This is a genomic window from Psychroserpens sp. XS_ASV72, assembly GCF_041224425.1.
In the GTDB taxonomy this organism is placed as follows: Bacteria; Bacteroidota; Bacteroidia; order Flavobacteriales; family Flavobacteriaceae; genus Psychroserpens.
Genome location: NZ_JBGFGL010000056.1, coordinates 1 through 254, shown reverse-complemented (window position 1 = coordinate 254; position 254 = coordinate 1). Strand labels below are relative to the sequence as shown.

Here is a 254-nt window from a genome sequence, read left to right as displayed (position 1 = left end):
ATAAACGTCGTGGACACTACTGCGCCAGTGCTTACATTGCCTAGCGATGCTACCGTGGAATGTACCGAAAGTACCGATCCTGCAGCTACTGGAACGGCTACGGCCACCGATACTTGTGGTAACGTGACCGTAACTTATTCCGATGCTTCAGCTCCTGGTTGTGGTAACACCGAAACCATCACAAGAACTTGGACCGCTACCGATGAATGCGGAAACTCAGTGTCACTTGACCAGACCATTACCGTTGAGGATAC

Annotated in this window: 1 protein-coding gene; it reads left to right on the top strand. The window is 50.8% G+C overall.

Annotated elements, in window-relative coordinates:
• Positions 1 to 9 precede the first annotated feature (9 nt).
• A partial coding sequence (locus AB9K26_RS00735) for a hypothetical protein (RefSeq protein ID WP_369970631.1) occupies positions 10 to 254 on the top strand: 245 nt, incomplete at its 3' end.